This is a genomic window from Pseudoalteromonas sp. CR1, assembly GCF_019392235.1.
Classification (GTDB): domain Bacteria; phylum Pseudomonadota; class Gammaproteobacteria; order Enterobacterales; family Alteromonadaceae; genus Pseudoalteromonas.
Window position 1 is genome coordinate 196717 of the sequence record NZ_JAHXRM010000004.1, and the last position, 22820, is coordinate 219536.

Annotated in this window: 23 protein-coding genes; 12 read left to right on the forward strand and 11 right to left on the reverse strand. The window is 41.3% G+C overall.

Annotated elements, in window-relative coordinates:
• Positions 1 to 64 precede the first annotated feature (64 nt).
• Positions 65 to 1012 carry a carbohydrate kinase gene (locus KZZ04_RS06060; RefSeq protein WP_219422144.1) on the forward strand — a complete coding sequence of 316 codons (948 nt, stop codon included), beginning with the start codon at positions 65 to 67 and terminating at the stop codon, positions 1010 to 1012.
• Between the two features lie 95 nt (positions 1013 to 1107).
• Here the strand turns inward: KZZ04_RS06060 and KZZ04_RS06065 are convergent, their stop codons facing one another.
• From KZZ04_RS06065 to KZZ04_RS06080, 4 genes are all read right to left on the reverse strand, one after another.
• Positions 1108 to 1512 carry a hypothetical protein gene (locus KZZ04_RS06065; protein ID WP_219422145.1) on the reverse strand — a complete coding sequence of 135 codons (405 nt, stop codon included), beginning with the start codon at positions 1510 to 1512 and terminating at the stop codon, positions 1108 to 1110.
• 171 nt (positions 1513 to 1683) lie between these two features.
• The gene (locus KZZ04_RS06070; RefSeq protein ID WP_219422146.1) at positions 1684 to 2064 is read right to left on the reverse strand and encodes an STAS/SEC14 domain-containing protein; all 381 of its coding nucleotides are present in this window, start codon (positions 2062 to 2064) and stop codon (positions 1684 to 1686) included.
• A gap of 103 nt (positions 2065 to 2167) precedes the next feature.
• A complete protein-coding gene (locus KZZ04_RS06075; protein ID WP_219422147.1) occupies positions 2168 to 2860 on the reverse strand; it encodes a cupin domain-containing protein in 693 nt (230 codons plus the stop codon).
• Positions 2861 to 2937: 77 nt separating this feature from the next.
• A complete protein-coding gene (locus KZZ04_RS06080) occupies positions 2938 to 3561 on the reverse strand; it encodes a glutathione S-transferase family protein (RefSeq protein WP_219422148.1) in 624 nt (207 codons plus the stop codon).
• Positions 3562 to 3763: 202 nt separating this feature from the next.
• On the opposite strand from KZZ04_RS06080, the gene KZZ04_RS06085 reads away from it, so the two are divergent.
• A complete protein-coding gene (locus KZZ04_RS06085) occupies positions 3764 to 4291 on the forward strand; it encodes a TetR/AcrR family transcriptional regulator (RefSeq protein WP_219422149.1) in 528 nt (175 codons plus the stop codon).
• 68 nt (positions 4292 to 4359) lie between these two features.
• Here KZZ04_RS06085 and KZZ04_RS06090 read toward each other — a convergent pair whose 3' ends face one another.
• The 5 genes from KZZ04_RS06090 to KZZ04_RS06110 form a co-directional block, all read right to left on the reverse strand.
• On the reverse strand, positions 4360 to 5826 hold the full coding sequence (locus KZZ04_RS06090) for a carbon starvation protein A (RefSeq protein WP_058404907.1): 1467 nt from the start codon (positions 5824 to 5826) through the stop codon (positions 4360 to 4362).
• 302 nt (positions 5827 to 6128) lie between these two features.
• The gene (locus tag KZZ04_RS06095) at positions 6129 to 7046 is read right to left on the reverse strand and encodes a carbohydrate kinase (protein ID WP_219422150.1); all 918 of its coding nucleotides are present in this window, start codon (positions 7044 to 7046) and stop codon (positions 6129 to 6131) included.
• Between the two features lie 2 nt (positions 7047 to 7048).
• On the reverse strand, positions 7049 to 8569 hold the full coding sequence (locus tag KZZ04_RS06100) for a mannitol dehydrogenase family protein (protein WP_219422151.1): 1521 nt from the start codon (positions 8567 to 8569) through the stop codon (positions 7049 to 7051).
• A gap of 39 nt (positions 8570 to 8608) precedes the next feature.
• The gene (locus KZZ04_RS06105; protein ID WP_219422152.1) at positions 8609 to 10330 is read right to left on the reverse strand and encodes a cytosine permease; all 1722 of its coding nucleotides are present in this window, start codon (positions 10328 to 10330) and stop codon (positions 8609 to 8611) included.
• A 133-nt stretch (positions 10331 to 10463) separates the two neighbouring features.
• On the reverse strand, positions 10464 to 11132 hold the full coding sequence (locus KZZ04_RS06110) for an HAD family phosphatase (protein ID WP_219422153.1): 669 nt from the start codon (positions 11130 to 11132) through the stop codon (positions 10464 to 10466).
• A 364-nt stretch (positions 11133 to 11496) separates the two neighbouring features.
• Here KZZ04_RS06110 and KZZ04_RS06115 point away from each other — a divergent pair, with 364 nt between their 5' ends.
• The 9 genes from KZZ04_RS06115 (at position 11497) to KZZ04_RS06155 (ending at position 21441) form a co-directional block, all read left to right on the forward strand.
• Entirely contained in the window at positions 11497 to 13029 is a 1533-nt protein-coding gene (locus tag KZZ04_RS06115; protein WP_306430515.1) for a catalase, read from the forward strand.
• Between the two features lie 63 nt (positions 13030 to 13092).
• Positions 13093 to 13587, forward strand: coding sequence for an ankyrin repeat domain-containing protein (locus KZZ04_RS06120; protein WP_219422154.1), 495 nt, complete (start codon positions 13093 to 13095; stop codon positions 13585 to 13587).
• Between the two features lie 231 nt (positions 13588 to 13818).
• A complete protein-coding gene (locus KZZ04_RS06125; protein ID WP_219422155.1) occupies positions 13819 to 14472 on the forward strand; it encodes a TetR/AcrR family transcriptional regulator in 654 nt (217 codons plus the stop codon).
• Between the two features lie 3 nt (positions 14473 to 14475).
• Positions 14476 to 14958: a putative 4-hydroxy-4-methyl-2-oxoglutarate aldolase gene (locus KZZ04_RS06130; protein ID WP_058404883.1), complete on the forward strand. Its 483-nt coding sequence runs from the start codon at positions 14476 to 14478 to the stop codon at positions 14956 to 14958.
• Positions 14959 to 15296: 338 nt separating this feature from the next.
• Positions 15297 to 16505, forward strand: coding sequence for an amidase family protein (locus KZZ04_RS06135; RefSeq protein ID WP_219422156.1), 1209 nt, complete (start codon positions 15297 to 15299; stop codon positions 16503 to 16505).
• A complete protein-coding gene (locus tag KZZ04_RS06140; protein WP_219422157.1) occupies positions 16502 to 18070 on the forward strand; it encodes a gamma-glutamyltransferase family protein in 1569 nt (522 codons plus the stop codon). Before KZZ04_RS06135 ends, KZZ04_RS06140 begins: the two co-directional genes overlap by 4 nt.
• 8 nt (positions 18071 to 18078) lie before the next feature.
• Entirely contained in the window at positions 18079 to 18903 is an 825-nt protein-coding gene (locus KZZ04_RS06145) for a sulfite exporter TauE/SafE family protein (protein WP_219422158.1), read from the forward strand.
• Between the two features lie 3 nt (positions 18904 to 18906).
• Positions 18907 to 20136 (forward strand): alanine--glyoxylate aminotransferase family protein, encoded by a 1230-nt coding sequence (locus tag KZZ04_RS06150; protein WP_219422159.1) that lies wholly within the window; start codon positions 18907 to 18909, stop codon positions 20134 to 20136.
• Between the two features lie 15 nt (positions 20137 to 20151).
• The gene (locus KZZ04_RS06155) at positions 20152 to 21441 is read left to right on the forward strand and encodes an allantoate amidohydrolase (RefSeq protein WP_058404878.1); all 1290 of its coding nucleotides are present in this window, start codon (positions 20152 to 20154) and stop codon (positions 21439 to 21441) included.
• A gap of 196 nt (positions 21442 to 21637) precedes the next feature.
• Here KZZ04_RS06155 and KZZ04_RS06160 read toward each other — a convergent pair whose 3' ends face one another.
• Both KZZ04_RS06160 and KZZ04_RS06165 read right to left on the reverse strand, forming a co-directional pair.
• Entirely contained in the window at positions 21638 to 22039 is a 402-nt protein-coding gene (locus KZZ04_RS06160) for a hypothetical protein (protein ID WP_235591470.1), read from the reverse strand.
• A gap of 180 nt (positions 22040 to 22219) precedes the next feature.
• Positions 22220 to 22624: a hypothetical protein gene (locus tag KZZ04_RS06165; RefSeq protein WP_219422160.1), complete on the reverse strand. Its 405-nt coding sequence runs from the start codon at positions 22622 to 22624 to the stop codon at positions 22220 to 22222.
• On the opposite strand from KZZ04_RS06165, the gene KZZ04_RS06170 reads away from it, so the two are divergent.
• A complete protein-coding gene (locus KZZ04_RS06170; RefSeq protein ID WP_160327103.1) occupies positions 22614 to 22757 on the forward strand; it encodes a hypothetical protein in 144 nt (47 codons plus the stop codon). The genes KZZ04_RS06165 and KZZ04_RS06170 overlap by 11 nt on opposite strands.
• Positions 22758 to 22820 lie beyond the last annotated feature (63 nt).

Sequence of the window (22820 nt, forward strand, 5' to 3'; positions counted from 1 at the left end):
CTCACACTTTATTACTCTCCCGTAAATTTAACCTAGCTTAGCTAGGTTTTTTAGGATTTATAACATGACCAAATTACTTAGCCTTGGCGAGCTGCTTATTGATATGTTGCCACAAGACTCACACAACACAGCTTATTTACCTATTCCTGGCGGCGCACCTGCAAACGTAGCAGTAGGTTATGCAAAGTTGGGCGGAAACGCAGCTTTTTGTGGTGGTATGGGTGATGATTACTTTGCAAAACAACTTACTGACGCAGTAAAGCACTATAATGTCAGCACAGAGTATTTATTTACTATAAAAAATGCGCAAACAGCTATGGTTATTGTCAGCCTAGATGAAACAGGCGAGCGCAGCTTTAATTTTTACCGCAATAACACCGCCGATCTACTGCTTACCCCTGAACATTTACAAAAAATTCAGTGGGATGAAATAAGTACCCTGCATTTTTGCTCAAATACGCTTACAAATATAGCCATTGCAAACACAACAATAAGCGCTCTAAAACAAGCAAAGAGTCATAATAAACTTGTTAGCTTCGACGTAAATTTACGATACAGCCTTTGGCATAACATTCGTGATATTGAACCTAATGTGCATGCCTGCTATGCCCATTGCGACATTATTAAATTATCTCGTGATGAGTTAAATTTTTTAGCAGAACAATCCAATCAGTCAGGTGATGAATATTTACAATCGCTTATAGAGCTGGGTGTTAGTTTAATTTTCTTAACCGATGGACCCGAGCCTGCCACCGTTTACCATAAAACGTTTACCGTAAGTGAAGCCGCTCCAATTATTGACGCAGTAGACACAACCAGTGCCGGAGACGCGTTTATTGCAGGTGTTTTATATCACTTAAATCACTACAACGAGACGCTATTACCAAGCGACAAACTCAACAACGAACAAATAATTAGAGACGCATTAAGTTTTGGCCTTCGCTGTGGCTCAAAAGCTTGTTTATCAAAGGGTGCTTTTCCTGCATTGCCCGTTTTAGACGATGTACTTTGAGCTAATACACTCTGAAGTAGTTTAAAAGTTAATCTAAAAAAGCCCCTGTAGGTAAATACCTACAGGGGCTTTTTTACAATTACTAATTTAAGCGCTTATAAGGCAAGCTCTTCTTTAGCACGTGTTAAGTTGTGCGATACCATATCATTGTTAGATAGTTGTTTTGCTTCGTATAAATCAGCAAGGCCAGCCGTTTCGTTTTTAGCTTTTAAGCGAGCTATACCACGGTTGCTTAGCGCGAATGATGTAAGCTCACGAACTTTAAATTCAGGGGCATCTGCATCTTGTAAAAGTGCAATTGCTTTAGTGCAAATTTCATCAGCTTCGGCGTAATTTTTTGACTTAACATTAAGTGCGCAGCTATTAAAAGATTGCTCAAGCGGCTGCGGTGCAGTTTTCGCTTCAATAACCATTAATTTGTAATCACTTTGATCAGCCATAGCAGCAGCTGAACATGTTAATAGTGAGCCAAGAGCGATAGTTTTGATAAGTGTTTTCATGGTCATAATCCTGTTTAGTTAAGTCGTGCTTGTTGCCGACAACTGAACTTTAGAGGATCCCTATAAAACCGACAAACGATAAAAACAAAACTAATACGTGAATAAATCTAACCTATAGACTTTAGTCTAATAACGCTGCCCTAAGCCTAAAATCATACAACCTATTTAAAACTATTGTTCAAGCCATTCAATAGCCGCAGTGGCATTTTCAAAGTAAACCATTTCACCACAAATAATACGGTTACCAATTTTTGCAACAGTCGCTTGCCATTTTTTATTACCGTAAATTGCCACTTTATTTAGCGCCGAATTGTGCTTTATACCCAAGTGAAAATCGTCAAACACAGCTTTTAACCCTACGCCTTGTATATCAATACCGTCTATTAATACATTAATAATAGGCTTGTTTACCTTTCGAAACGCTGTACCAATCTCAGAGGTAATTGACTCGTAATCGTCGTATTTTAAGTTGCCAACGGCTTTTAAAGTTAAGAAAAATTCGCGTCCTGCGCCTTCTATATCAAGTGTTAAACTAGGAGTTAAATTTGCCATTACATTTGCTCATTCTTATAGTAAGTTTTGAGCATAAAACACCTTATATTAATCAATCATGAAGCAAATCAACAAAACAGCAGTTATCCTGAGCCTTGGTTAGTTAAGCTTGCTGCACTCGCGTAATTTGGTTTTCTACATCGGTTAAATGCCCTTCTTTAACCCATAACTTCGCACCTAGTTTGCCTGCTTTAGCCATAAGCTTAGTGCTCACTGGTGTGCGCAACCAGCTATGTTTTTCAAGCAAGTCTGTCCCTTCTGTCACGGTGCCTTCAATAACTAACATTTCAGCCCCACACTCTGCATCTAGAACAAACTGCGCATTAGGCGCTAAATGAATTAAGCTAACCTCCTCAAACTCATCTTTGTATAAAGGTGTTATTGTGATCCCAGGTTGTGTCGCGAGCGCAACGCTGCCCATAAAATCAGTCTGCAACCGAACGTGCGTTCTATCTTGTGGCTGAAACTGCCAAAGCTTTACAAAAATAATACACCCCTTCTCAGATCCCGGTTTGTGCCTTGATTGCGGTGGATTTCTGATGTACGAACCGGCAGGAAAATCACCATGTTCATCCTGAAAAACACCTTCTAACACAACAAACTCCTCCCCACCGGTATGAATATGTGGCGAAAATTCACTACCAGGTGCATAACGCACAATACTGGTTGCGCGCGCAACCTCGTCACCTATACGATCAAGTGGTCGCCTATCAACCCCGGCCATAGGCGATTTTACCCACGGCAATGTATTACTGTGCACCACCACACGCTGGCTAAAATCGGCTGCTATTTTCATACTTGCTCCTTACATTGTTGTTTTGCCAATTAAACTCTATATACCGAGTTTAACTGGCCTATTGAACACACTTTCACTTACAAGCCAGCTACACTCGGCCGTGCTGCAACTGCTTTTTGCCACGCAAGTAAATGGGTTAAATTACTCGGTAATGCAATATTTGCAAACCCAGCAAACACTAATCCAGCATAAAGGGTTATGTCGGCAATACTAAAACTGTCACCTGCAACAAACGCTGTTTTCGCAAGTATATCGTTAAAATAGTTTAGGCTACTACGCGCCTTTTCACCTTGCTTTTCGCCCCATCCAACATTTTGATATGTCTCAAGTTCTGGGCCTAAACCATCAGTAGCATGATGAAAATACGTTGCAACGGCATCAAGTACCATAAACTCAGCTCGTTTTTGCATCATATTTATTACTGCGCGCTCTTTTGACGTAATGCCCATTAATGAGGGCCCTGTAAAAGCAGTATCAATATATTCAGTAATTGCCGTGCATTCAGATATAAATGTTCCGTCATCAAGCTCTAATACTGGTACACCTGCTAATGGATTTTTGGCTAAAAAAGCCTCTGTTCGGTGTTCACCATTCAGTAAATCTACTGGAATAAATTCAACATCAGCTGTCGCATTTTTCTCTGCCAGTGCAATACGAACGCGAAGCGGATTTGGGAAGTTCTCTACATCATAAATTTTCATTGTGTGACCTCTTTCAATTAACCTATCTACTGATAGGTATTTATATTCCTTAAACTAAAGTAAGTCAAACTTTAAAACAGCCATATAGGCCGAAAATTTTTAAACGATTGAAAATTAATATTTTTATTTATAAAAACATTAAGGCTTGATAATAACTATCTACTGGTCGATAATTTTAGTATCAAGAATAGGATGACGAAACATGAGCAAAAAAGAGGCCTTACTGAAAGCGGCAGAAAATAAAGTACGCCTTGGCGGATACAGCAATTTTAGCTTTAGAGAGCTTGCTAACGAAGTGGGTATAAAAAGCGCAAGTGTACATTACCACTTCCCTACCAAAGCTGATTTGGGCGCAGAACTTGCGCAACAATATACCAATGCGTTTCTGCTTTCATTAGGGGAACCCGCTGAGTTAAAAGCCCAAGGTAAAGATCCCATCGATTTTTACACATCGTTATTTAGGGGCGCGCTAGTAACCGATAAAAAAATGTGTTTATGTGGTTTACTTGGTGCCGAAAGCGACACCCTACCAGAAAAAGTACGTGTAGAAGTAAAACGTTTTTTTACTAAAAATTTAACATGGCTAAGCGCTGCGCATTCAGTTAATGGTGACGAAAACCCACAAAAAGCCGCTATTCAAACAGTAAGTATGCTTGAAGGTGCAATGATGATAAGTAAAACTCTCGACGATCACAGCTACTTTGATTTAGCAACTCGAGACAGTAATTAACCACACGATTTAACGCATAAAAAAAGCGAGCTTATATAGCTCGCTTTTTAGTCTTACACGGAAATTATTTAAACTGCTGGGCTCGGTTTGTGCTTAGCATGCACTATAGCAAGTATAATTAGGCCAACGACCGCTACCACTGCCCCAATAGGTTTACCTAAATCGCTCGATAAATTAAAGCCAATTGCAGCTGTTGTTATGTATGACAAAGTCACTGCCGTTGCAATTACCGCAGGAACACTGGCAATCCAATGAAATGTACCACGGTCAAACAAATACTTGGTCGCTAACCACAATACGCTAGTAGACAGCAGCATGTTTGAAAACGCAAAGTAACGCCAAATTAATGAGAAATCTAACTTCGTCATAAAATAAGCGATAGTCAAAATAGGAAGCGCGAGTAATAAACGATTGCGTATACTTTGCGGAATATTAAAGGCATCAACCACAGTTAAGCGCAGTGAACGAAACGCGGTATCACCTGAAGTAATTGGGAAAACAGCAACCGCAATAATTGCCATAATACCGCCAAATACACCTAAGTAACTATTTGCAATGTGGTTTACAACTAAGCCTGGACCACCTTGGTCAAGCATTGCTTTTAAACCAGCGTAACCTTCAGGGAACGCCGCAATACCAGCTAATGCCCAAACACAACCAACAATACCTTCACACATCATGGCGCCATAATACACAGGGCGTACATATTTTTCATTTGTTAAACAACGAGCAATAATAGGAGCTTGCGTTGAATGAAAACCACTAATTGCGCCACAGGTAATAGTTATAAATAACAAGGGCCAAGTTGGTAAGCCGTCGGGGTTTGGTGCTAAAAAGTCATGCGCGTGATCGGCTTCAAAATACGCCAAAAAGTCGCCAGCAACCGGTAAATGTGGCGCATTAATGAGTAACGACACGGCAACAGCTACAGTCATTACAATCATTAACAAACCAAAAATGGGGTAAAAACGTGTAATTATTTTATCAATTGGTAACAACGTTGCTAAAAAGTAATACGCTAATATAGCTAAAACCCAAAAAGTATTGTTGGCTAAAAATGTACCTTCAAATAGGTTTAGGTTACTTAATAGACCTGCTGGGCTCATAATAAATACAACGCCAACGAAGAACAGTAGCATAGCGGTAAATATAAGCATAAAGCCTTTAAATACAACGTTGTAATAATGACCAGCTATTTCAGGTAAACTTTTACCGTCTTCTTTTATACTCATTACACCTGAAAAAAAGTCATGTACGGCACCACCTAAAACATTACCTAGCACAATCCATACAAGCGCTATGGGTCCGTACAATGCTCCTAATATTGGACCAAATATAGGGCCTACACCGGCTATATTTAAAAATTGAATTAAAAAAGCACGCACAGGGTGGATAGCCACGTAATCAACACCTTCGCTAAAGCGCTTTTGTGGTGTATCAACCGTTGAATCCATGCCTGCTTGTTTTTCTACAAATGGGCTATAAAACTTATACCCCAAAATTAATATGGTGAGGCAAATAAAAAAGATAATCATAAAGCACGTTTCTCTTTTGTATGTGTATTTAGGAGCGCAGTGTGAATCGCTCCGCATTATGTTGACCTAATAACCTTGGAACAGTATCAAAGCTGTTTGTTACAAACAATTAGACGTTTAGCTAATGCCTTGGTCGTAATCGCTCATGATTTGTTCAATTTATAAAGTAATTTTAAAGCTCGTTTTTAAACCTCTCGAATGCAGCTATTTAAACGTTCACAATGTGTGTTTAACACACAAATTTTCGGCAAAAAAAAGCGGCTAAGCATATTGCTTAAGCCGCTTTTAACACACAATTATTTTTAAAGAGGACGCATAAATTCGTTAATTTGTTGATGAGTCAATGTAGGTGTAGCACCTGCGCTTTCTGCAACCATAGCCCCTACCGCACAAGCAAAATCAACCGCATGCTGAGCACAATCGCTGCTACATAACTGATATATCAATGAACCTAAGAATGAATCCCCAGCGCCCACTGTGTCTACAACACTAATTAAATAGCCTGAGTTATAATAATTCTCGCCTTTAATAGTGAGTAGCGCACCGTGGCTGCCTTTGGTTACACAAAGGTATTCGGTGTTAGTTTGCTCTGCAATAAACGCTAAGTTTTGCTCAAGTGAATGGAACTTACAGCCCATTGCTTTGGCAATCTCATAAAGCTCTTCATCGTTTAATTTTATGAAGTCGGCTTTATTCATTAAATCTACTAATGTGTCTAACGTGTAATGTGGCGCACGTAAATTTACATCAAACACTTTAAAGTTAGCCACATCAACTAGCTGGTTTAACGTAGCAAGAGAAGCTTCGCTTCGACCAATTAGGCTACCAAATACAAATACATCACTGGCTTGTACTTTTTCAATAAGGGTGTCAGTAAGCTCAATGTTATCCCACGCAGTGTCGGCTACTATTTCGTAGCTGGCTGAACCGCTTTTATCGAGAGTAACTTGTACGGTGCTGGTTTTTTTGTCGTTATTAACGGCAATATAATCGCAACTAACGCCTTTGCTTTTAATTTCGCTTAAAAGCTCAGTACCTAATTCATCGTTACCTACTGCGCTTATCATATCGGCTTTAATACCTAATGAATTAATGCGCACACACATGTTTAATGGTGCACCACCTAAGCGTTTACCTGCTGCAAAACAATCCCATAGCACTTCGCCAAAGCAACTTACGCTTACGTCTTTACCTTGTTTAGAATCAATTAAAATGCTCATTATTAGTTACCTTTAGGCTCAAGCACGTTTTTCATAATTGCTTTAATTTTACTTGCAGGTGCGTATAACGCGTCTACATTGTTTTTGTAGTGAGACGTAAATGCGCTTTGCGTGTTTAAATCGCCAAATAAGCTTGTTAGCGATAAAAACGCCAACGAATCAGTCGCCGTTTTAGCCGCGGCTTCATGTAACTCGCTTTGCATTGAATCAATTACTTCAAGGCTATTGCCTTGCTCATCTGTTTCTTTGTCGCTGTAAAAACACCATGCAGCAATAACGAGTGCAGCTAGTGATACATCGCGCTTTTGCACTAAGTTTTCATTAATAGTGGCAATTAAAAACTTAGGTAGCTTAGCTGCGCTTTCTGAACAAATACGCGATAAGCTGTCTTTAATGTTTGGATTAGCAAAACGCTCAATTAGCGTGTCTTTGTACACTTCAAGATCAATGCCTTCTAGTTGCTCTAGGTTAGGCGTTACTTCTTTATCCATAAACGCACGTAGGTATTTTGCAAATAGAGGATCTGATACTGTTTCGTCAATTGTGCCATAGCCATGTACAGAGCCCAGTAAACCCAGTACCGAGTGGCCCGCATTCAATAAACGAATTTTCATGGTTTCAAAAGGGGTTACATCTTTTACAAATTGAGCACCGGCGTTGTTCCAATTTGGGTGCCCGTCACAAAATGAATCTTCAATTACCCACTGCGAAAACGACTCACAGGTAATTGGCCAAGCATCACTTACACCATATGTATCTGACACGTAGTCAATATCACTTTGTTTAGAAACAGGTGTAATGCGGTCTACCATTGCATTGGGAAACGAAACGTTTTCTTCAATCCATTCGCTTAATGCTGCATCTTGCTCTGCTGTAAAAGCAAGTAACATTTTGCGCGTTACATTGCCATTGTGTTGAATGTTATCGCATGACTGTACAGTAAATGCTTTTAAACCCTGCTCTTTACGTAGCTTTAACGCAGCGGCTACATATCCAAATGCGGTAATAGGATCGTTCGGATTATTAATGTCGTTAATTATATCCGGGTTTTCATAATCAAACTCACCCGTTACTGGGTTAAAGTTGTAACCGCCTTCAGTAATGGTTAGCGACACAATTTTAGTATCGGGATGCGCCAATTTTTTTATAACTGCTTGTTTATTTTCTGGTGCGAACAAAAAGTCAATCATAGAGCCAATAACGGTATTGTCTATTTTCCCATTAGGGTGTCTTACCGTTAACGTATACAGGTAGTCTTGCTGCTTTAATACATCGCGAAGTCCACGGTTTGCTTCAAGTAGGCCAACACCGCAAATACCCCATTGCTCTGAACCTGGTGTTTTTAATAACTCATTAATATACATAGCTTGGTGAGCACGGTGAAAACCGCCAACACCAATATGAACTATGCCTGCTTTTACTTTACTACGGTCGTAATTGGGTGCATCTACATGGCTTGGCATGTATGCCAAACTTTGTTGGTTTAGCCCTTTAACAAGAGCGTCAGTGTGATGTTGTGTCATGGTGCGGCCTTACTAAAACAAAATTAAAAAACAGGTAAATTACAATGCAGCATTAAGCGCTTTGTGGCGCTTTAACGACCAGTAGGCTGTAACAAAATAAATAACCGTACAAATAAAACACGCTATCTCAAACTGTGATTTATTTGCGCCGTATGTGCTCATGGTATCGCTAAAAAACATGACTTGGCTGGCAAATATACAAATAATGACAAGTGAAATAGTAGAAACCGTATTAAGTATTTTGGTAAAAAATGAGCTATCGATTACAGGCTTTGGAATATCTTTCGCCTGTGCCGCTTGGTACGCTTTTATGTCACTTTGCTCTTGCTCTTCAGCGGCAATGTGTTGTTTGTAATCTTCGCCAGCACCGTATTTTTTGGCTAACAGCGTGTAAATTACAATGGTGAAAAACCAAGTAGGTATAAACAAATAATAAAACGACATTACATCAATCGCATTTAAGCCAAAACCAAACACCAAGGCTAATGCCCAAGACGCTATAGCCGGTACGCTGCGAGTAATATTTTTATACTTAGCCCAATAACGGGTTAAACCAATTTTTGGAAACAATACATGCTCAGCAAATACAATTGCCCCGACAGGCACAACTAACAAACCGGCATAAGTAAGCAGTGGCAACATTTGAGAAAATACGAACGGAAAGCATGCAATTATCACTGTGACAACTCCAACAATAGCGGTTGTGCGTTCACGAGAATGATTTACAAAAATAGATTGTGCAGCCAATCCTGCACGATAAAGATTGGCGTTAGCTGTAGTCCAACCGGCAATAATTACAATAACAAAACCAGTCCAGCCTAATGCGTGATAGGCCACATCACCCGGATCAAGTGATGAAATAGTGGTTTTAAGGAGTACAGCAACACCTGCGCCCATAATGCCGGCCGAGATCCACGCCAAGTAATGACCAAAAAACATGCCTACGCCCGAGAACAAACCATAGCTTTTACGCTTAGCAAACCTAAAAATAGCCATATCTATTAAACCAAAGTGAGTAATAGAGTTTGCAGCCCACGCAAAACCAATAACTTCAAGTAAACCTATTCCTGGTTCTCCTTCGGCATTCGTGCCCGTCCATATAGAAGAGTCGCCAATGGTCATAAAGTCACTAAAGCTTGTTAATGTGGTTGAGCCAATTACATGATTTGAAAGTTCAGGGAAAAGTGCAAACGAACCCGCTATAAAAATAACAAATAGCCAAGGCGCACAAATTTTAGAAAAGTCGGCAACAGTAGAAAACCCATACATAGCCACAAACACAACAATAGAGCCAACGGCTAAAACAATACCCACAAACGCTAAACTATTTGGGTACCAATCTAACTGTGCGGGAATATCAAATAAAAACCGCACCGCCGTAGACGATACAGTAATCATTGCGGCCGATATAACGCTAAAAATAATGACGTTAGCCCAGTTGTAAAGCTTAGTCATTGAATTACCGGCAATCTTATTTAGATAATTATATAAACTTAAGCGCGTTTCTACTGCAATAGGTGCGGTAATTAGCCACCAAGAACACATAGCTAATAAATTACCAATTAATAAACCTAATAAAATGTCGATAGTAGATGCGCCAAGTGCAACAAATGTTGCTCCAATAACAAACTCTGTGGCTGCAACATGCTCGCCTGCATATAAGCCCGCAAAGTGCTTCCAACCATGAAGCTTATTATTAGCAACCGGAAGTTGCTCCTCGTTTACATCTTTAAATGTTTGTGTGTGTGGACTCGTTGCCATGGTACTTCCTATTTATAAACACAGTAAAACTTGCCAAATACGGTGTATTTGGTCGAGTGAGCAGCTAAGCACTCACACTGTTAATTTTTACAACGTCATTCGTGTCAGTGTGGGACAAATTGACGCTGTTTTTCTATACTTTTAGTGTTGGATACATTTCATAAAACATGTGCCAATGTGTTAGGTGATCAACATCTGGGTATGCCTTGTGCACAAAATTAATTGCACCTTGCATATGCCCTCCACCGCTGTAATGCAGTACTTGCATATTTGCAGCGATCGCAGCACTCACACCGGCTTTTGAATCTTCTATTACCAAACAATTAACTGGGTTAACGCCCATTTTTTTGGCGGCGTGTAAAAATAAATCCGGCGCAGGTTTTCCATTTTTTACTTCACTCGAAGTAAACACCTCGTCAAAATAATGGCTCAACTTAACAACATTTAACGCTTTCTCTGTTCGTGCTGGGCTACTACTTGTTGCAATACAGCTAGGCATAGCTAAGTTAGCTAACACCTCTTTAATGCCATTTGTGGGCATTAGGGCTGTTTCAAACTCATGTAAAAGCGCATTTCTATAATCAGCTTCAAATCGCTCAGGCAATTCAACATTAAATGCATCAGCTATCTTTTGAGTAACCGCTTTAAAATTGCATCCTAAAAAATGTTCTTGTACATAAGCACGGTCAATAAACACAGCTTTATCTACAAGCATATCGATGAGCACTTGCGCACTTAAAACTTCGCTGTCAATTACAACGCCATCACAGTCAAAAATAACCAGTTCAATTTTAGGGTTCATTTTTCTACCTTATTGCATTTAGTTTTATGCAAACACAAATCTGAGCATAAGCCCAGCAAGTGAGCATATTCTCTTTATTATTATAATATGTCAACACGTTGTGAACTTAAAAGCTCGCTACATAGCTTAAATAATCAACACCTCAATAAAAAAGCTGTTGATTTTCATTAGTTTTTATTTTAGCTGTTACGACTAAAATCGCATGCCGTATTCATAGCAAGTGTATTTACTGCAGACGACAATCTACTTTTATGATTATTACAATCTAAACAATCAATTTTACCGAAGTTAATTTTACCCATACACTCGTTAACAGTTAAACAGCCAGCAACACTGCCGGCACATTTAAATAACGAGGTCGACAATGAAAACACAAATAAACACAACAAAAACTAAATTAACCTTAAGCGCATTAGCACTCGCTATGGCATTACCTGCAAGCGCTGCCACGACACTTACTAAAGATAACGGCGCAGCTGTTGGCGATAACCAAAACTCAATTACTGCTGGTGAGCGTGGCAGTGTATTACTCGAAGACGTGCACCTAATTCAAAAATTACAACGCTTTGCACGTGAGCGTATTCCTGAGCGTGTTGTACATGCCCGTGGTACAGGCGCACATGGCGTTTTTGTTGCTTCTAAAGAACTAGACGACTTAACTATTGCAGCGCCATTTACTGAAGCGGGTAAAGAAACAGAGGTATTTGTTCGCTTTTCATCTGTGATCCACTCAAAAGGCAGCCCAGAAACACTCCGTGACCCACGTGGTTTTGCAACTAAGTTTTATACAGACCAAGGAAACTGGGATTTAGTGGGTAATAACCTGCCAGTATTTTTTATTCGTGATGCAATTAAATTTCCAGATATGGTTCACTCGTTAAAACCATCGCCGGTTGATAACATTCAAGATCCTAATCGTTTATTTGAATTTTTCTCGTACGAACCAGGCTCTACTCACATGTTAACGTGGGTATACAGCGACTACGGCACACCAGCAAGCCTACGTAAAATGGACGGCTGGGGTGTGCATGCTTATAAAATGATTAATAAATCAGGTGATGTAAAATACGTTAAGTTTCATTGGGTAAGCCAACAAGGAATCGACAACCTTGATGCAAAAGAAGTAACCGAAGTACAAGGTAAAGACTTTCAACACCTAACACGCGACCTTTATGCAGAGATAAATAAAGGCAACTTTCCTAAGTGGGATCTGTTCATTAAAACGCTTGACCCATCGCAGTTAGATGACTTTGACTACAACCCACTGGATGCAACAAAAATGTGGTTAGACGTTAAAGAAACTAAAGTAGGCACAATGACCCTAAACCGTATGCCAACTAACTTTTTCCAATCTACAGAACAAGTTGCAATGGCGCCGGCAAATGTAATTCCAGGTATTGAGCCATCTGAAGACAGACTATTACAAGGGCGAGTGTTTTCATACTCTGACACACAAATGTACCGCCTAGGTGCTAATCACCAGCAATTGCCAATTAACCGTGCAAAAGTTGATGTAGTTAACTACAACCAAGACGGCGCAATGAACTACGGCAATACAACAAGTAACGTGAACTACCAACCAAGTCACGAAAACGTAGTAGAAAACCCAATTGCACGCAGAAGTAACACCGAGCTTAAAGGCTTTGTACAACAAGCCGCTATTAAAAAGCAGCAAAACTTTGCACAAGCGGGTGTGTTGTACCGCGGCTTTAGCAAACAAGAACGCACTAACTTAGTCAATAACTTAGCTGGCGACTTAGGCAAAGTGCAAAACAGCAGTGTTAAACACAAAATGCTAAGCCACTTTTACAAAGCCGATAGCGAGTACGGCACACGTTTAACTAACGCTGTAAACGGCGATATTAAAATGGTTAAACAATTAGCCGCTAAACTTTAATAGACTACCCAACCTAGAGGAAGGACCGACTCTCCCTTCCTCTTTTTTTAAAAGGTAAACCGTATGCGTAAATTACTTATAATATTTACTTTAGTGATAAGCTTTTCAAGCTTTGGTAGTGAACAACAAAATACTGTGAATGAGCCAACAACCGCACAAACCCAATACAACAGCTTATTTGCTTACTATTTTGCCGCAGCACGCACAAACGACACACAAGTAATAGAACAATTTGTTGATGCCGGTATACCAATTGATAGCTACAACAATAAAGGTTACACCGCACTTATGATTGCCACCTACCATGGTAATAAAAACACCGTAAATACGTTACTGCAATTAGGCGCTAATGCCTGCCTTGAAGACAACCGCGGTAACACAGCGCTAATGGCCGCAATATTTAGAGGCGAATTTAGCATAGCTAAAACACTCGTTAGCCTTGATTGCGATAACGCGCATCAAAACAAAGCCGGTCAAACAGCCGAGCAATTTGCACAAACATTTGGCCAACAAAAAGTACTCGACTTGTTAGCGCAGGTAAATAATGAAAAGAAATAACAAGGGGCTGTTGATCTTTGTGAATTAACACGATTATAAACTGGCCGTTATTTGATCAGGGCGCGAGAATTGTAATCCAGTGGACTTAGTAAAGTTCAAAATAAATTAGTAAACGTCATTAGCCGAAGCATTAGCTAATGTGTGTATTTAAGTGTTGAAGCCACTTTAGTAATTGACCTTTCGGTCAGTAAAGCTACAATCAATCAACACGTTAAACTCGCATAATAAATAATGACCACACAAACAAAACCAAATAAAAAAGAAGTCACTCGGGAAAAAAACCAACTGCTTATTTTAAATGCTGCCGAGCAATTGTTTTCTCTTAATGGGTATGACGGTGCAAGCATGAGTATGGTTGCAAAAGAAGCGAACGTGCCTAAAGCTAACATACTGTATTATTTCAAAAGCAAGGACGGCCTTTACGAAGCCGTGATAGACCGCATAATAGCAAACTGGAACTTAGGCCTTGATAACGTCACCGCTGAAGACGATCCTGCTGCAGTGCTTTATAACTACATAAAAAGTAAAGTGATACTTGCTGTAAACCAACCTCTACAATCTCGTTTATTTGCCAATGAAATTTTACGGGGCGCACCGTATTTACAAAACTACTTTAGAACAAATACCCGCCCTTGGGTTAAACAAAAAATTGATGTGTTTCAGTCCTGGATGGACGCAAAAAAAATAGACCAAGTAGACCCCCATCACCTTTTATTTACTATTTGGTCAACAACACAATACTACGCTGACTTTCAGGCAGAAGTACTTTTGGTAATGAATAAACTTGAATATGACGAAACCGACGTGGCACAAATAACACAATCAATTGCCCACATAATTTTAAAAGGTATTGGCTTAAAAATACCCGTTCAAAATGAGAGCTAACACATGGAAAACTTTACAACCCCCGACCTATTCGACGATCACCGCAACTCGGTTCAAGTAGCAGATAGTGGCTTGCATCACTTTGGTAACAAAACCACCTTTAGTGGCCAAGCAGTGACCGTTACCTGCCCAGAAGACAATTCGTTTGCCGCCGATATTTTACATAAAGATGGCAAAGGTAAAGTGTTAGTAATTGATGGATTTGCTAGCAAACGCTTTGCTTTTATTGGCGACATTATGGCCGAACGCGCGCTACAAAATGGCTGGGAAGGTGTTGTAATAAATGGTTGTTGCCGCGATATAGAAATACTTGCAACAATGGATTTACCGGTCATGGCCCTTGGTTCAACCCCTCGCAGCACACTTAAGCGCGGTTTTGGCGATCAAGACCAAGTTATTAATATGCTAGGCACCGCAATAGCGCCAAACGATTGGTTGTACGCCGACGTTAATGGCCTAATAATTAGTAAAACCCCCCTTATTTAATAAGTTCATGTAAAAAACAAACCAACTTGGTGCAGCATTGCACCAAACTGGTTTGTTTTACGCTTAAAAACACCCATTCTTAAACGTTAAAATTATAAATACCCCTCTGCAACGCCCAAAAACCTGACCAATCGGACAAGAATAAAGTTTTGGCATCTGTTTTGCTTATACTAAGTTTGCTAAAACCAAAGTCACCAATTAAAAGTGCACTAATGCTGTGTAAATAAAAATAATATATTACGCAATGAACTTAAAAAAAATAACGACAACAGTCTTTTTTAATCAATTTAAAATTAGTAAATAACCATTTGGTCAGTTTTATTTCGATGGGTTACAAAATGAACACGCAATCAAAAACTAAAAACACAGGCATATTTTGTGACCATGGACCAAGTAATTGGCAATCAAGCCAAACGGGCGCACTTAACAATAAGCGCCTTGCTGTAAAAGATGTATTTGCTATTAAAGAGCATAAAAACAGTGCAGGTAATCCACGCTGGTTTAAAACACATCCACCAGCTAAACAAACCGCAAGTAGCGTAAACAAATTAATGGATGCGGGTTGTATTTTTACAGGCTTTACCCACACCGACGAACTTGCTTACAGCTTAGAAGGTAATAATATTCATTATGGCGCAGCACAAAACCCTAAATTAAAAGGGCACGCGTGTGGGGGGTCAAGTATGGGCTCAGCTGCAGCGGTAGCCGGCAATTTAGCTGACATTGGGTTGGGCACCGATACCGGCGGCTCTATTAGAATACCCGCAAGTTACTGCGGCTTATTTGGCATTAGGCCAAGCCATAACGTGATTGAAAAAGATGGCCTAATCCCGCTAGCACCGCCTTATGATACTATTGGTTGGCTTACCCAAAGCGCAGAACTATTAGAACAAGTAGGCAACGTATTGCTTCCAAATCAAACGGTGAGTAGCGTAAATACCTTGGTGATTTGCGAGCCGTTATTTGAGTTAGTAAGCCCAGACTTGCAAGCCCCCATTAAGCAACTACTAGAAAAAACCAAACCTTATTTTAGACACCACAAAGAATTTGCGCTGCCAAAAAGCAGCATTTTAAGCGAACTTGCCGATAGCTTTAGAATACTGCAAGGTCGTGCTATAGCTAAAGCGCATAAAGATTGGCTTCAATTGCCAGGGCACCCTCCCCAGTTTGCTCCGGCAATTGCTGCCCGTTTTAAAATGGCACTGGCACTCACTGCCCAAGAAGAACAAGAGGCACTTACTATACAAACCCAGTGGCAAACATTAATCGCTAAAAACTTAAGCTCAAACAGCTGCTTATTTTTGCCAACCACGCCAACAACCGCACCTAAACTGGGCGCCGACACAAGCGCACTGCGCATGCAAATTATAACTTTATCTGCTATTGCGGGCTTGAGCCGCTCGGCGCAAGTTCACTTACCATTGGCTAATTTAGATAATGGCCACCCTTATGGGTTTTCACTCATGATGAGCCATAACAACGATAAAAGCCTACTTGCCTGCGCAACGCAATTAGCTGCATATTTTAAACAGGAAACTCTCACATGAACGCACACAACATTGCATTTACAGCCCCGCACTTTGCTGCAACAGAGGCGGGCACATTAATATTAAAACAAGGCGGCACAGCCGTTGAGGCCATGGTAGCGGCAGCCGCAGCTATTAGCGTGGTTTACCCACATATGAACTCGATTGGCGGCGACAGCTTTTGGCTTATTGATTACCCAAATCAAAGCACCCCTACCGCAATTGATGCCTGCGGGCGCGCACCTAAAAACGTAGATGCCTATAAAAATGCCAACCAAATGCCTGAACGCGGCGGTTTAAGTGCGCTTACTCAAGCAGCTACGCTCCGCGGCTGGCAAAAAGCCCTTGAGGTAGATGAACACGCAGTCCTGCCGTTAAGTACTATTTTAGGCCCCGCGATTAAGCTTGCCCGCGAAGGGTTTACTGTTACCAAAAGCCTTCAAGCAGGTTGCGAAAAACTAGCAACGGTTGCTAATACCAATGGTGCCTTTAAAGCGCTATACATTCCCAACGGTAAACCGTTACAAGCAGGGCAACACTTTAAAAACCCAAAACTAGCCAATACCTTTGAACATTTGGCAAAACATGGCTTAAGCGCTTTTTATGAAGGGCCTTTAGCTGACTCATTTGCGGCCGATTTAGCAAGCGCTGGTAGCATTATTACCCCAGCCGACATTGCCAATACACAAGCCGATGTAGTTGCCCCACTGAGCGCTAATTTGTCGGGTATTAATTGCTATAACTTACCGGCACCTACACAAGGGGTGCATTCGCTGCAAATAATTGGCGCGGTTAATAAACTAAAATACAACGCCAACACCGAAGCCGACTGGACCCATTTAATTGTAGAGGCAACCAAACAAAGCTTTACTCACCGCCCTACACTTTGGGCCGACCCAGAAGCACTCGGCGATGATTACAAAAATGCACTAACCGATGATCGCCTAAACGAGCTTGCCAACAATATTGATATGAGCCAAGCCAAAAACTGGCCGTTCAATACTGAGCCCGGCGATACCGTTTGGATGGCAGCACGCGATAAAAACGGCCAACTAGTGAGCTTTATTCAAAGTATTTACTGGGAATTTGGCAGCGGAATACTCATGAGCGAAGGTGGCTTTGTGTGGAATAACCGCGGTTTAAGCTTTAGTTTAAACACTAATGAAACCAACGTACTTAAAGCACATAAAAAACCAGCTCATACACTCAACCCTGCGTTAGCAAAATTTGACGATGGCAGGCGCCTTGCCTACGGCACCATGGGCGGTGAAGGCCAACCTCAAACTCAAGCCGCAGTATTTACAGGTTACGCGTGGCGTAATAAATCAATTACCCAAGCGGTGAGCGACCCGCGCTGGTTACTTGGCCGCACATGGGGCGATACAAGCACTAACTTAAAAATAGAGCACAACCTCGCTTTGCAAATACAAGATGAGTTAAATCAACGCGGCCACGACTGGGTAAGCGTTGAAAACAACAACGAAATGATGGGCCATGCAGGTGCAATTTTAGATACACCCACAACCCTTGAAGCTGCAACGGACCCTCGCTCTGATGGCCGTGCAACTGTTTCATCAACGCAGTAGGAACACACATGACAGAAATAATGAATCAATGGCCAATTATTGCGGCCTTAATAGCAACCGGCATTTTTGCAGGTATTTTAGCAGGCCTATTTGGTGTTGGCGGCGGTATAGTCATTGTGCCTGTGCTGTACTTTTTATTGCAAGGTTTTGGCGTAAGCCCAGAGTCGGCCATGATGATCGCCACGGCCACTTCGCTTGCCACCATAGTGCCTACTTCTATTTCGTCTATTCGCTCGCATCATGCAAAGGGCAACATTGACCTTGCTTTAATTAAATACTGGGCGCCGTTTATTTTAGTTATGGCCGTTGTAGGCAGCTACTTAGCGCACTCAATACGCGGTAATGCACTGGTACTTATGTTTGCTTGTATTGCTATTTTAGTTAGCCTTAACATGTTATTTAGAGCCGGCGCCCCTGCCCTTGTAAGTAAGTTACCGGGTAAATTTGGCCAAGGCATAATGGCAAGTATTGTCGGTGGGTTATCTGTCATGATCGGCATAGGCGGCGGCACAATTGGTGTGCCCATGCTTAACGCATTTAACGTACGTGCCCATGTTGCCGTAGGCACTGCAGCCGTATTTGGCTTATTGATTGCGCTACCGGGCGTAATTACCTTATTAAGTATTGGCAAAACGCCAACCGATGCTCCCCTAGGCACGTGGGGGTTAGTTAACCTCCCTGCCTTTTTACTTATTATTCCGCTGACTATTTTGTTTGCGCCTATTGGCGTAAAAATTGGTAGCAAGCTGGATCAAAAACAATTAAAACGCGCTTTTGCCGTTGTCTTAATGATAACGGGTATTCGCATGCTTATTCAGACTCTGGGAGCCTAAAACATGTTTAGCAACACGCAAATTCAAACCTTAAATCCGCCGCAGCGTTTACTAATGGGGCCAGGCCCAATTAACGCAGATCCACGTGTACTACGTGCTATGTCGGCGCAGCTAATTGGCCAATACGACCCAGTAATGACCGGTTTTATGAACGAAACCATGGCCCGCTATCGCGAAATATTTAAAACCAAAAATGAATGGACCCTGTTAGTTGACGGTACATCACGCGCAGGAATAGAAGCCGTTTTATGCTCTATTTTACGCCCAGGCGATAAAGTCCTTGTGCCAATTATGGGGCGCTTTGGCCACTTGCTTGCTGAAATAGCCGAGCGCGTTGGCGCAAAAGTGCACATCATAGAAGTACCCTGGGGCGAAGTATTTACCCCAGAACAAATAGAAAAAGCCATTGTTGATGTAAAACCCCATGTACTTGCCATGGTGCAAGGCGATACTTCAACAACCATGAACCAACCGCTTGAACACATTGGCGATATTTGCCAAAAGCACGATGTATTATTTTACTGCGATGCCACCGCCTCAATTGTAGGTAACGATTTACCCGCCGATGAGTGGAAGCTCGATGCGCTTTCGGTTGGTTTGCAAAAATGTTTAGGCGGACCGTCTGGCTCCGCGCCATTAACACTGAGCGACAAATGCGCCGATTGGATCCAAAAACGTAAAAAAGTAGAAGCGGGTATTCGTACCGCACAGCATACAGACGGCACCGAGCACTATGTGCGTTCAAACTACTTTGATTTAGGTATGATCATGAATTACTGGGGAGAGGAGCGCCTTAACCATCATACCGAAGCCACCAGCATGCTGTATTGCGCATCAGAATGTGCCCGCATTGTTATTGAAGAAGGCGTTGATAACTGCGTTGCCCGCCACAAATTACACGGCGATGCCATGCTAACGGGTATTCAAGCGCTGGGCTTAAACGTATTTGGCGACATAAGTAATAAAATGAACAACGTAGTGGGTGTGTATATTCCCGAAGGTATTAACGCCGACCATGTACGCGGACAAATGCTAACCGACTTTGGTATTGAAATTGGCACCTCGTTTGGGCCACTGCATGGCAAAATTTGGCGTATTGGTACCATGGGTTACAACGCTCGTAAAGATACCGTATTACAAACATTGGCAAGCCTAGATGCCTGCCTACATGCCAACGGTTACCAAGGCCCTAAAGGCGAAGCCGCTATTGCCGCTCTTGCTCATTATAAATAATAAAAAGGATTTAGCATGACGACTGCAAGCCCCTCTTTAGCGCCATTATTAAATAGTGAGCTAGCTAACACCTATGCTGCGCGCGCCTTAGCGCGTTGTAAAACACTCAGTGGCCTATCGCAAATGCAAGGCGGCATTCACCGCGTGTATTTATCTAAAGAGCATAAAGAGTGTAATAACGTTACTGCCGCGTGGATGGCTGAGGCGGGCATGCAATCGTGGCAAGACGAAGTAGGCAATTTATGGGGGCGTTTAGCGTCATCTAACCCAAACGCTAAACGCTTAATTATAGGCTCACACCTAGACACCGTACCCAATGCCGGTGCATTTGATGGCATTTTAGGAGTATTACTCGGTATTGAAATAGCCGCCCTTGCGCATACACTTAAGCTTGATTTACCGTTTCATTTAGATGTTGTGGGTTTTTGTGATGAAGAAGGCACTCGCTTTGCCACCACATTAATTGGCTCAAAAGCACTGGCGAAAGAGTTTGACCCGCAGTGGTTAAATATACAAGATAGTAACGGCGTTACTATGCGCCAAGCCATGCTGGATTTTGGCCTAAACCCAAATGATTACGCAAAAGCAGCGCTTAATAAAAACGAGTTACTTGGTTACTGGGAAACTCACATAGAGCAAGGCCCCGTGCTTGAGTCGGTAAATCAGGCGTTAGGCATTGTCACTGCCATTGCAGGAGCAAAGCGCGCTATGATCACCCTAACAGGTCAAAGCGGCCACGCGGGTACCACACCTATGAATTTACGTCAGGATTCGTTAGCAGGCTGCGCCGAACTGACGCTTGCCATAGAGCAACTAGCAAAAAATGCGAGTAATGGCGAAGTAGCCACCGTTGGGCAAATTCAAGCTCGCCCAGGCGCTACCAATGTTATTGCTGGTAAAACCACCATTAGCCTAGATGCACGCGCTCAAAACGATGACGACCTAGCCATATTACTTAGTGCAATTCGCACACGCGCAGATCAAATTGCAACATCGCGTAATTTAACGCTCGACTGGCAATGGACACATGCGGCCGACGCCGTAGCGTGCGATACTCAAATTCAGCATTTATTTACTAGTGCATGCAAACTTAATAACCAAGCCTCACCTTCGCTTGCCTCAGGCGCAGGCCACGATGCAATGGCCATAGCCCCTATTTGCCCTGTTGGAATGCTCTTTATACGCAGCCCTGGCGGCATAAGCCATCACCCAGCAGAAGCCGTTATCGACAGCGATGTAACAAAGGCTCTATGTGTGATGTACAGCGCGCTTGTGCTTTTTACTCAAACGTTACAAAAAGAGTGAACTAATAAATAATGCATAGGTTTAAAATATAAGTATTGCTCTATTTAACGATTAACTTTGTGGGGTTATACTCGCATACCAGCAAGGTGAGTTAAAACAGTAGTAGGAACTAGAGTACCTGCTTTTGTATATTAAACTTTAATGTTACTGCATATTTAAACGGCGTATTTACGGCATCACCCTCTTTTGCTATTTGTCATGTTGCATTCACATCCAACTTTATTTTATAACGTAATTTAATACCAAGTAGAGTCCCTAATAAAACTGCAATAACATGCAGCAAAGCTGAAATTAAATACATTAAAGGCTCCATTGTTATTTCTAACAATATATAAAGTAAGGCACCGACACTTAAGTTAATAAACCAATAAACAGCCGCAACTAAAAAGGCTTGTTTATACGGACTCACTGTTTGCCTATATCCTAGATATAAATAAACGATTAAAGAGGCTACAAAAGCGAGGACGTATTTGGTATAGATGTATGATGTGCTTTGAATCATCTCATCAAAGCCAACAATCTTTGTTGCTATTGTTGATGAGGCAATTAGTAATAAATACAAGCCGACTGAAAAAAGTAAAACCCTAGAGTATTTCACGATAAACCTTTAGTAATAAAACGAGGCTGTAGAATAACTCCTATAGCCAAATTATATTAAAAGAAGTAATTCTACAATCTCAACGCCCTAATAATGGGCAAAAAATTGTTGGCTAAAATGTTGAGGAACGAAAACAGCCAACTGTTTTTTGTCCTTATTAATTAGCTTGTTATATGGCATTTACTTTCCAAGTTTTTCTTTTAAGCGATAGTAAATATGGTTACGAACTGCACTTGAACTATCTCCAAATTGATCCAAATACCCACTACCACCACAAATATGAGAAAAACCTTTAGAGCCTGTTACAAAAAGGTGGCGCTGACCTAGCATGATGGAGTGACTATCATGAACAAAATAAACTATTTTCAATGTTTCAGGAGTACCTTTAAGAGTTTCAACTAGATCAAATTCTACGACAGCTCTTTTGCCTCCCCTTAAATCAGCAAACTCTTCAAAATATGCCTTCGTTACAACCCCAACAAATATATTAGTAAATTGATCATTCTCCAGAATAGTGTCTTCATTAACGAAGCACTTAGAGGCAATACTCAAGTTTGAATAAAAGATAATAATAATGAAAAACAAAACTCTCATCGTACTCAATACCTCAGTGCCATATAACGCTTCATTAAGAAGCGAGTTTAGGCTTGCTAAACTAAGTGACGAAGGAACTCGAGCAAGCCGTGACGAGTCTTTCTTTAATGACTTGTATGGATAATAAACCCATAAATTAATTAATACTTTAACCTAGTTCGGGTAATGTGAGGCCCAAGCTTTGGCT

What these genes read in the sequence shown, in the direction of transcription:
- KZZ04_RS06115 (WP_306430515.1), top strand. Translation starts at nt 11,497, where the DNA reads ATGAAAACACAAATAAACACAACAAAAACTAAATTAACCTTAAGCGCA.
- KZZ04_RS06075 (WP_219422147.1), bottom strand. Translation starts at nt 2,860, where the DNA reads ATGAAAATAGCAGCCGATTTTAGCCAGCGTGTGGTGGTGCACAGTAAT.
- KZZ04_RS06070 (WP_219422146.1), bottom strand. Translation starts at nt 2,064, where the DNA reads ATGGCAAATTTAACTCCTAGTTTAACACTTGATATAGAAGGCGCAGGA.
- KZZ04_RS06145 (WP_219422158.1), top strand. Translation starts at nt 18,079, where the DNA reads ATGACAGAAATAATGAATCAATGGCCAATTATTGCGGCCTTAATAGCA.
- KZZ04_RS06065 (WP_219422145.1), bottom strand. Translation starts at nt 1,512, where the DNA reads ATGAAAACACTTATCAAAACTATCGCTCTTGGCTCACTATTAACATGT.
- KZZ04_RS06080 (WP_219422148.1), bottom strand. Translation starts at nt 3,561, where the DNA reads ATGAAAATTTATGATGTAGAGAACTTCCCAAATCCGCTTCGCGTTCGT.
- KZZ04_RS06130 (WP_058404883.1), top strand. Translation starts at nt 14,476, where the DNA reads ATGGAAAACTTTACAACCCCCGACCTATTCGACGATCACCGCAACTCG.
- KZZ04_RS06105 (WP_219422152.1), bottom strand. Translation starts at nt 10,330, where the DNA reads ATGGCAACGAGTCCACACACACAAACATTTAAAGATGTAAACGAGGAG.
- KZZ04_RS06085 (WP_219422149.1), top strand. Translation starts at nt 3,764, where the DNA reads ATGAGCAAAAAAGAGGCCTTACTGAAAGCGGCAGAAAATAAAGTACGC.
- KZZ04_RS06060 (WP_219422144.1), top strand. Translation starts at nt 65, where the DNA reads ATGACCAAATTACTTAGCCTTGGCGAGCTGCTTATTGATATGTTGCCA.
- KZZ04_RS06095 (WP_219422150.1), bottom strand. Translation starts at nt 7,046, where the DNA reads ATGAGCATTTTAATTGATTCTAAACAAGGTAAAGACGTAAGCGTAAGT.
- KZZ04_RS06110 (WP_219422153.1), bottom strand. Translation starts at nt 11,132, where the DNA reads ATGAACCCTAAAATTGAACTGGTTATTTTTGACTGTGATGGCGTTGTA.
- KZZ04_RS06125 (WP_219422155.1), top strand. Translation starts at nt 13,819, where the DNA reads ATGACCACACAAACAAAACCAAATAAAAAAGAAGTCACTCGGGAAAAA.
- KZZ04_RS06090 (WP_058404907.1), bottom strand. Translation starts at nt 5,826, where the DNA reads ATGATTATCTTTTTTATTTGCCTCACCATATTAATTTTGGGGTATAAG.
- KZZ04_RS06150 (WP_219422159.1), top strand. Translation starts at nt 18,907, where the DNA reads ATGTTTAGCAACACGCAAATTCAAACCTTAAATCCGCCGCAGCGTTTA.
- KZZ04_RS06120 (WP_219422154.1), top strand. Translation starts at nt 13,093, where the DNA reads ATGCGTAAATTACTTATAATATTTACTTTAGTGATAAGCTTTTCAAGC.
- KZZ04_RS06170 (WP_160327103.1), top strand. Translation starts at nt 22,614, where the DNA reads ATGAAAAACAAAACTCTCATCGTACTCAATACCTCAGTGCCATATAAC.
- KZZ04_RS06135 (WP_219422156.1), top strand. Translation starts at nt 15,297, where the DNA reads ATGAACACGCAATCAAAAACTAAAAACACAGGCATATTTTGTGACCAT.
- KZZ04_RS06155 (WP_058404878.1), top strand. Translation starts at nt 20,152, where the DNA reads ATGACGACTGCAAGCCCCTCTTTAGCGCCATTATTAAATAGTGAGCTA.
- KZZ04_RS06100 (WP_219422151.1), bottom strand. Translation starts at nt 8,569, where the DNA reads ATGACACAACATCACACTGACGCTCTTGTTAAAGGGCTAAACCAACAA.
- KZZ04_RS06140 (WP_219422157.1), top strand. Translation starts at nt 16,502, where the DNA reads ATGAACGCACACAACATTGCATTTACAGCCCCGCACTTTGCTGCAACA.